The sequence below is a fragment of the Faecalibacterium intestinale genome (assembly GCF_040096575.1).
GTDB classification, from domain to species: Bacteria; Bacillota; Clostridia; order Oscillospirales; family Ruminococcaceae; genus Faecalibacterium; species Faecalibacterium intestinale.
Window position 1 is genome coordinate 18746 of record NZ_JBBMEN010000027.1, and the last position, 8389, is coordinate 27134.

Below are 8389 nucleotides of genomic sequence, written 5' to 3' on the forward strand. Positions count from 1 at the left end.
TGGGGCCTTTGGCATAGCGGCAAAGTTTCCGGCTAAAGCGAAAAGCTTGCGGTTACGCCAGAGGCTCCCTCCCCGAGGGAGCTGTCAAAACCGTCAGATTTTGACTGAGGGAGTTTCCTTTCGCGAAAAAAATCATAATTTCTGGAAGCGACGGTGGGCAAAAACCGAAAATCAGCATCACTGCTTGCTTTAGCGCACTAAAGAAAGTACAAAACCGCTAAAAAATTTCTTAATTTTTGGTGCGTTTGTCGGGCGGTTTGCGTTTACTTTATTGCCGGAATCTGCTATTATAGTATACAAGCAATAGTGCCTTTTATGGGGTTCTCCGGTCCCAGCGGGCATATTGCCCCGCGCAAAAGGTACCAAATTCTGAATAATGGAGGAAGAAAAATGCCTAGAGCAAAGCAAACTATGGATGGCAATACCGCTGCCGCCCATGTAGCGTATGCCTACACGGACGTGGCTGCCATCTACCCCATTACCCCGTCTTCTCCGATGGCTGACTCTGTGGACCAGTGGTCTGCAGCCGGCCAGAAGAACATCTTCGGCAATCAGGTCAAGGTCGTTGAGATGGAGTCCGAGGCCGGCGCCGCTGGTGCTGTCCACGGCTCTCTGGGTGCAGGTGCTGTTACCACCACCTTCACCGCTTCTCAGGGCCTGCTGCTGATGATCCCCAATATGTACAAGATCGCTGCTGAGCAGCTGCCCTGCGTGTTCGATGTTTCTGCACGTACCGTTGCTACCCAGTCCCTGAACATCTTTGGTGATCACAGCGACGTTATGGCTTGCCGCCAGACCGGCTTTGCAATGCTGGTCGAGAGCAGCGTGCAGGAAGTTATGGATCTGTCCCCTGTCGCACATCTGTGCGCCATCGAGGGCAAGGTTCCCTTCCTGAACTTCTTCGATGGCTTCCGTACCTCTCACGAGTACCAGAAGATCGAGAAGTGGGACTACGCTGATCTGAAGGAAATGTGCAACATGGAGGCTGTTGAGGAGTTCCGCAAGAAGGCTCTGAACCCCGAAAGCCCCAAGATGCGCGGTTCCCACGAGAACGGCGACGTGTTCTTCCAGCACCGCGAGGCCTGCAACAGCGTTTACAACGCTCTGCCGGCTGTTGTTGAGAAGTACATGGCTAAGATCAACGCAAAGCTGGGCACCAACTACGATCTGTTCAACTACTACGGCGCACCCGATGCTGACCGCGTGATCGTTGCTATGGGCTCCATCTGCGACGTTGCTGACGAGGTCATCGACTACCTGAACGCCAAGGGCGAGAAGGTCGGTATCATCAAGGTCCGCCTGTACCGTCCCTGGGTGTCCTCCGCTCTGCTGAAGGTCCTGCCCAAGACCGCCAAGAAGGTGGCTGTGCTGGACCGCACCAAGGAGCCCGGCTCTCTGGGCGAGCCCCTGTACCTGGATGTTGCCGCTACCCTGCGTGAGGCTGGCCTGAACGATGTCGTTCTGACCGGCGGCCGCTACGGTCTGGGCAGCAAGGACACTCCCCCGTCCTCCATCTTCGCTCTGTTCAAGGAGCTGGAGAAGGATCAGCCGAAGGAGCGTTTCACTCTGGGTATCACCGATGACGTCACCTTCCTGTCCCTGCCCGAGGTCAAGCCCGCTCCCATCACCGCAGCTGCTGGCACCAAGGAGTGCAAGTTCTGGGGTCTGGGCGGCGACGGCACCGTCGGCGCAAACAAGAACTCCGTCAAGATCATTGGCGACCATACCGACAAGTATGTTCAGGCATACTTCCAGTATGACTCCAAGAAGACCGGCGGCGTGACCATCAGCCACCTGCGTTTCGGCGACAAGCCCATCCGCAGCCCCTACTACATCAACCAGGCTGACTTCGTGGCCTGCCACAACCCCGCTTACATCCACATGGGTATGAAGATGGTCCAGGATGTCAAGCCCGGCGGCGTGTTCATGATCAACTGCCAGTGGTCCGATGAGGAGCTGGGCCAGCACCTGAACGCCGAGGCAAAGAAGTATATCGCTGACAACAACATCCAGCTGTATACCATCAATGCTATCGATAAGGCTATCGAGATCGGCATGGGCAAGCGCACCAACACCATCCTGCAGTCTGCATTCTTCAAGCTGGCTGACGTCATGCCTATCGATGACGCCATCAACTTCATGAAGCAGGCCGCTCAGAAGAGCTACGGCAAGAAGGGCCAGGACGTCGTTGAGATGAACTGGAAGGCCATTGACGCAGGCGTTGACGCTATCCACAAGGTAGACGTGCCCGCATCCTGGTCCAACCCCGAGGCTGATCCCGCACCCAAGGCTCTGGCTGGCCGTCCGGAACTGGTCAAGCAGATCCGCGACGTCATGGAGCCCATTGCCCGTATGGACGGCGACAGCCTGCCTGTTTCCTCCTTCGTGGCAAATGCAAACGGCGAGTGGGAGCAGGGCGCTTCTGCATACGAGAAGCGCGGCACCGCTGTCAACGTCCCCGAGTGGGATGCTGCAAAGTGCGTTGGCTGCAACCAGTGTGCATTCGTGTGCTCTCATGCAACCATCCGTCCCTTCCTGCTGACCGCTGACGAGCTGGCAGCTGCTCCTGCACAGACCAAGAGCCGCGATAACAAGCTGACCCCCGAGTACAAGTTTGTTATGGCTGTTTCTCCGCTGGACTGCATGGGCTGCGGCGAGTGCGTCACCGTCTGCCCCACCAAGGCTATCACCATGGTTCCTCAGGACAGCCAGGCCGATCAGCAGGCAGTCTTTGACTACTGCGTGGCCAACATCTCCAAGAAGGCTACCAAGATGGCCGACGACACCGTTATGGGCTCTCAGTTCAACCAGCCCCTGCTGGAGTTCTCCGGCTCCTGCGCAGGCTGTGCCGAGACCTCTTACGCTCGCCTGATCACTCAGCTGTTCGGCGAGAAGATGTACATCTCCAACGCTACCGGCTGCTCCTCTATCTGGGGCGGCACCGCTTCCATCTCTCCGTACACCGTCAACAAGGACAGCGGCCATGGTCCTGCATGGTGCAACTCCCTGTTCGAGGATAACGCAGAGCATGGTCTGGGCCTGTACATCGGCCAGAAGACCGTCCGTGAGAACCTAATCAAGGAGATCGCAGAGGTTGCTGGTTCCGACAAGGCTTCTGCTGAGCTGAAGGCTGCTTACGAGCAGTTCATCGCAACCAAGAACAACACCAAGGCCAATGACGAGCCCGCAAAGGCCCTGATCGCTGAGCTGGAGAAGGCTGCTGCTGCCGGCTGCGAGAAGTCTGCAGAGATCCTGAAGAGCAAGCAGTACATCGCCAAGAAGTCCGTCTGGATCTTCGGCGGCGACGGCTGGGCATACGACATCGGCTTCGGCGGTCTGGATCACGTTCTGGCTTCCGGCGAGGATGTCAACGTGATGGTCTTCGATACTGAGATGTACTCCAACACCGGTGGACAGGCTTCCAAGGCCTCCAACATCGGCGAGGTCTGCCAGTTCGCTGCTGCAGGTAAGGAGATCAGCAAGAAGAGCCTGTCCGAGATCGCAATGACCTACGGTTACATCTATGTTGCTCAGATCGCTCTGGGCGCTAACATGAACCAGGCTGTCAAGGCGATTGCCGAGGCTGAGGCTTACCCCGGCCCCTCTCTGATCATCGGCTACGCTCCCTGCGAGCTGCACGGTGTTAAGGGCGGCATGACCAACTGCCAGAACGAGATGAAGAAGGCAGTCGAGGCTGGCTACTGGAACCTGTTCACCTTCAACCCCGCCAACAAGGCACAGGGCAAGAACCCCTTCACCCTGACCTCCAAGGCTGTGGACAACGAGAAGTATCAGGCTCTGCTGGCAAACGAGACCCGTTACAGCCGTCTGACCCGCGCCTTCCCCGAGCGTGCTAAGGAGCTGTTCGCTCGCAACCAGGAGGTTGCAAACGACCGCTACGAGCACCTGACCCGTCTGGTCGAGCTGTACAAGTAAGCTGTTTTTAAGCAGCGGCAGAGACACCAAATGAACCAGCGGCCCCTGCTCTTTCCCGTGTGAAGAGCGGCAGCCCCGCATCGGCGGTTACTGCGCAATGCAGCGGTGCGGAACTGTGGAATTTGCCTTTGCCGTGCACAGAACAGGCTGAACGTTTTGCCCTGTACCTGACAGAACGGTCGAAAAAACCTGATTTCATTCCCCGCCTTTTGCGCAGGGGCTTGAGATACCAAAGCGCCCGCGAGGGCCCTTGAGAGCACACCCCGCGTGTGTCAGGAGCATAAGGTCTGCGTGCAGATACCTTGCTCCGCCTGCGGCATAAGACCTGCCTTTGCAGGGATCTTGCCTCAGTGAAAAACTGCATCAGTTTTTAGCGCCCCGTTCACCCTCCGGTGACCGGGGCGTATTTTTGTGTAAAAAAAACAGCAAGGGCTGCTGCACGTTGTCCGGTGCAGCAGCCATTTTCTATCATGTTGAAAATACTTTGGTATAATAAGAAAGATTTAGCGGGCTCGCCCTCTCAGTCAATGCCTGTCGGCCTTGCCAGATTCCCCCTTTTGTCGCTTACGCGACATCTTCCCCCGGCCGGGGGAAGTCTTTCCTCAAAGGGAGAGCCTTTGGCAGTCCCCGCAAACGTTATCTCTTTGCCAAGGCCTCTCCCTTTGGGAGAGGTGGATTTGCGGAGCAAAGACGGAGAGGGCGAGGATGTTGATAATGACCAAGAAGCTTATCACAAAATCTTCCAGAATTTTCCGCTTCCTTTTTACAGTTTCTTCATAGCTTCTTAACGAAATGAATGGTGAAAGCTGTTATACTTTTGCCATGGGAAGCGGGGCCGCAACCACTTCCCAAGTAACATGATTCCTCCTCACACCAAGGCAATATCCAAGCAAAACACCCTTCTCTGTGTGCCGCAACACGGAGAAGGGTGTTTTGTTTCTGTAAGACGCCGTATTGCAATTCAACTTTTTAATGCAGCGGCAGCAACGTTGAATTGCATATCGCAAATATGCTGTTTGAATGTTGCACTGATTTCTTGCCTTGCGATAAAAATCTTTGCAAAACCTCGCTTTAGGGTTGACCCCATTTTTTTGCGGCGCTATAATAAAAAAGGATATAGCCAACGCAGCGCCCGGCGCGGGTGCTGCGGCTGCGGAATTTACGAAAACTGGGAGGTGAACGCAGGACAATGGACCCTGATCATAGTCGAAGTAGCTCCACCGATGCGGTAGATCGGACAACAAAAAGTACTGCGTTCGCCTTTTTGCCCCCGGCGGCTTATAAAAAGCCCCCGGCATAGGAAAGGCGCGGCTTTGCGTGCGCGGAAACGGCTGCATTTGCGGCATTCCGGCACCGGGCGGCGCGTTTTTTGTTTCCCGACCTGCTGCATCCTCCGGCGCGGAGAAAGCCCTCCGCGCCGTATAGTGCCCAGAGGAGGTAGCCCATGGAAATGGAAGAAAAGAAGCTGGAAACCAACACGGAACAGAACCTGCCGGTGCAGGAGCTGCCCGCCGATATTCCCGCCGAGGTGCGTCAGAAGCTGGCGGAGGATCTGAACGAGGAAGCCACCGAGGATCTGAAGCAGGATATGCGGGAGGCAGAGCGGGAGGAAGCCAATGACGAAGAGGTCAAGGCAAACCCCGAGATGCTGACCAAGAGCCGTCTGCTGAAGCTGCTGATCAAAAAGCAGTACGTCAAGCTGCGCGAGGTGACCGAGGAAGAGCAGCCCGCCGACCTTGCCGAGCTGCTGGAAGAACTGGACGAGAACAACCGTCTGGTGGTGTTCCGTCTGCTGAAAAAGGAAGTTGCCACCGAAGCCTTTGCCTATATGTCCGACGAAGCCCGGGACGATCTGGTAAACGCCTTCTCGGACGTGGAACTGGTGAGCGCCATCGAGGAGATGAGCCTTGACGATGCCGCCGACCTGCTGGAAGATATGCCCGCAGGCGTGGTCAAGCGGGTGCTGGAAAAATCCTCCCGGGAGACCCGCGAGAGCCTGAACAAGCTGCTGAACTACCCGGAAAGCTCTGCCGGCAGCCTGATGACCCCGGAATATGTGCGTCTGCGCATGGATATGACGGTGGAACAGGCTTTTGCCGCCATCCGCAAGCAGGGCGAGAATGCCGAGACCGTCTACACCTGCTATGTGGTGGAGAGCAACCGGCTGCAGGGCGTTGTCTCGGCCCGCAATCTGCTGCTGGCAGACCCCAAGACCCCCATCACGGAGATCATGGAGGACAATCTGGTCACCGTGAAGGTCACCGACGATCAGGAGTTCGTGGCCCGTGAGATGCAGCGCTACGACTTTACCGCCATGCCCGTTTTGGACAACGAGGGGATGTTCGTGGGTATCATCACCATCGACGATGCTATTGACGTTCTGACCGACGAGAGCACCGAGGATATGCAGAAGATGGCCGCCATTCTCCCGGATGACGACGCCACCACCTACTTTGGCACCAGCGTGTGGACCCACGCCAAGCAGCGCATCCCGTGGCTGCTGATCCTGATGCTGTCCGCTACTTTTACCGGCATGGTCACCACCCACTACGAGGAAGCCTTTGTCAGCCTGCCGCTGCTGGTGTCCTTCATGCCCATGCTGATGGATACCGCCGGTAACTGCGGCAACCAGATCAGCACCCTGATGGTGCGCGGTCTGGCACTGGGCGAGGTAGAGCCCGCCGACTTTGTGCGGGTGCTGGCCAAGGAGCTGCGGGTGTCTGCCATCGTGGGCGCGGTGCTGGGCGTTGTGAACGGCCTGCGCATCTACCTGATGTACACCTTCCTCTTCCCCGGTCAGTACGCCAACGTGATGGGCTACGCCATCGTGGTCAGCGTGTCGCTGTTCTTCAGCGTCATTCTGGCAAAGCTGGTGGGCGGTATGCTGCCGCTTGCCGCCAAAAAGCTGGGTGCCGACCCCGCTATTATGGCTACCCCCTTCATCACCACCATCGTGGACGCCTGCAGCCTGATCCTCTATTTCCAGATCGCACAGCTGGTGTTCCGCAATATGATGTAAAGAAAAAGGCAATGCCGGACGGTCTGCGGACCGCCCGGCATTTTTTTGCGGCAAAAACAGTGTGGAAAACCGCTGTTTGTGTCCGTTTTCCACACCGGGTTTTTCTCCCCGGCGGTTTGTGGAAAACTGCCCGGGGCAAAATTCCAAATTGGAGAAAAGCAAACCCGTAAGCCGGAGTAAACTGTAAAAACAAAAGAAAAACCTTCGACTTTCTTTTTTATAAAAGGCAGAATGCCCACATTTTAGCCCAGAAACTTCCAGAATATGGCGGCGTCCATTACGGCTTGTATAGGACTTTCCTCCACCGGATGTGGAAAACTATGTGGAAAAAGTGGAAAACATCGTTGGAAACTGCGCTTCTTTTTCACAAAAACGGTGGAAAACCCGGTGGAAAAAGTGAAAAGTTCATTCCAGAACGGATAGTCCATACAATTTCCGGTTGTCGTTTTGGGACTTAAAACCCGCATGAATGCTGTGTTTTTCCCGCCTTTTCCACACCCCGGCGGCTTCGGGGTGAAAAAACTGCGCTTGCAGCCTGTGTGCCGGGAAAGAAAGTGCAGTTTCAACGCCTTCCGCGTGGATTTTCTTGAATGCAAGGAGCGGTCATGGTAAAATAGGGGTAACATGAAACTGGCGGGGCATCCCGCAACGGAGGCGAAACACATGAACAACTGGCTGAATAAGCTGGAGCGCAAGTATGGCCGCTATGGCATCCCGAACCTGACCAATATTCTGGTGGCGGGGCAGATTTTGGTATTGGCCATCGAGCTGTTTGTTGACCGCACCATCCCCTACTGGCTGGGGCTCAGCCGCAGCCTGCTGCTGCAGGGGCAGATCTGGCGGGTGATCAGCTTTATATTCATCCCCTTTTCCGGCGGCAGCATCCTCAGCGTGGTGCTGGGCATCTACTTCACATGGTTCGTCGGTACGGCGCTGGAACGGGAGTGGGGCGATTTCCGCTACACGGTGTATCTGCTGTCCGGTGTGCTGGGCACAGTGCTGGGCTGTCTGCTCACCGGCGTGACCGCCAGCACCTACTGCCTGTCCCTCTCCCTGCTGCTGGCCTTTGCCATGCTGTACCCGGAGGTGCAGCTGCTGCTCTTCTTTGTCATCCCCATCCGGGTAAAATATTTCGGCGTTTTCGCGGCAGTGCTGTGGGTATTCAGCTTTCTGGGCGCTTCCCTGCCCGGCAAGCTGGACTATCTGCTGTCCATGCTCAACGTCTGGCTCTTCTTTGCCCCCATGGCCTACCGCTCTCTCCGCGCATGGGTGCGCCGGGAGCAGTGGAAGAGAAAAAATAGGAGGTAAAACCTCCCGTGAAAATGGAAACTGCCGAGGGGTGTTCTCTTTTGACACCAAAAGAGAACCGGAAAAGTGTGCGCTTTGCGGGGTAACTTTCTGCTTGCTTTCAGCGTGCAAGGACGCTCCGCTGGG

Annotated in this window: 3 protein-coding genes; all 3 read left to right on the plus strand. The window is 56.3% G+C overall.

Features of this window, described 5'->3' with window-relative positions:
• Positions 1 to 390 precede the first annotated feature (390 nt).
• The 3 genes from nifJ (at position 391) to WMO20_RS12810 (ending at position 8263) form a co-directional block, all read left to right on the plus strand.
• Positions 391 to 3936 (plus strand): pyruvate:ferredoxin (flavodoxin) oxidoreductase, encoded by a 3546-nt coding sequence (gene nifJ / locus WMO20_RS12800; RefSeq protein ID WP_349187096.1) that lies wholly within the window; start codon positions 391 to 393, stop codon positions 3934 to 3936.
• 1444 nt (positions 3937 to 5380) lie between these two features.
• Positions 5381 to 6955 carry a magnesium transporter gene (gene mgtE / locus WMO20_RS12805; protein ID WP_112091451.1) on the plus strand — a complete coding sequence of 525 codons (1575 nt, stop codon included), beginning with the start codon at positions 5381 to 5383 and terminating at the stop codon, positions 6953 to 6955.
• A gap of 663 nt (positions 6956 to 7618) precedes the next feature.
• Positions 7619 to 8263 carry a rhomboid family intramembrane serine protease gene (locus WMO20_RS12810; protein ID WP_349187097.1) on the plus strand — a complete coding sequence of 215 codons (645 nt, stop codon included), beginning with the start codon at positions 7619 to 7621 and terminating at the stop codon, positions 8261 to 8263.
• Positions 8264 to 8389 lie beyond the last annotated feature (126 nt).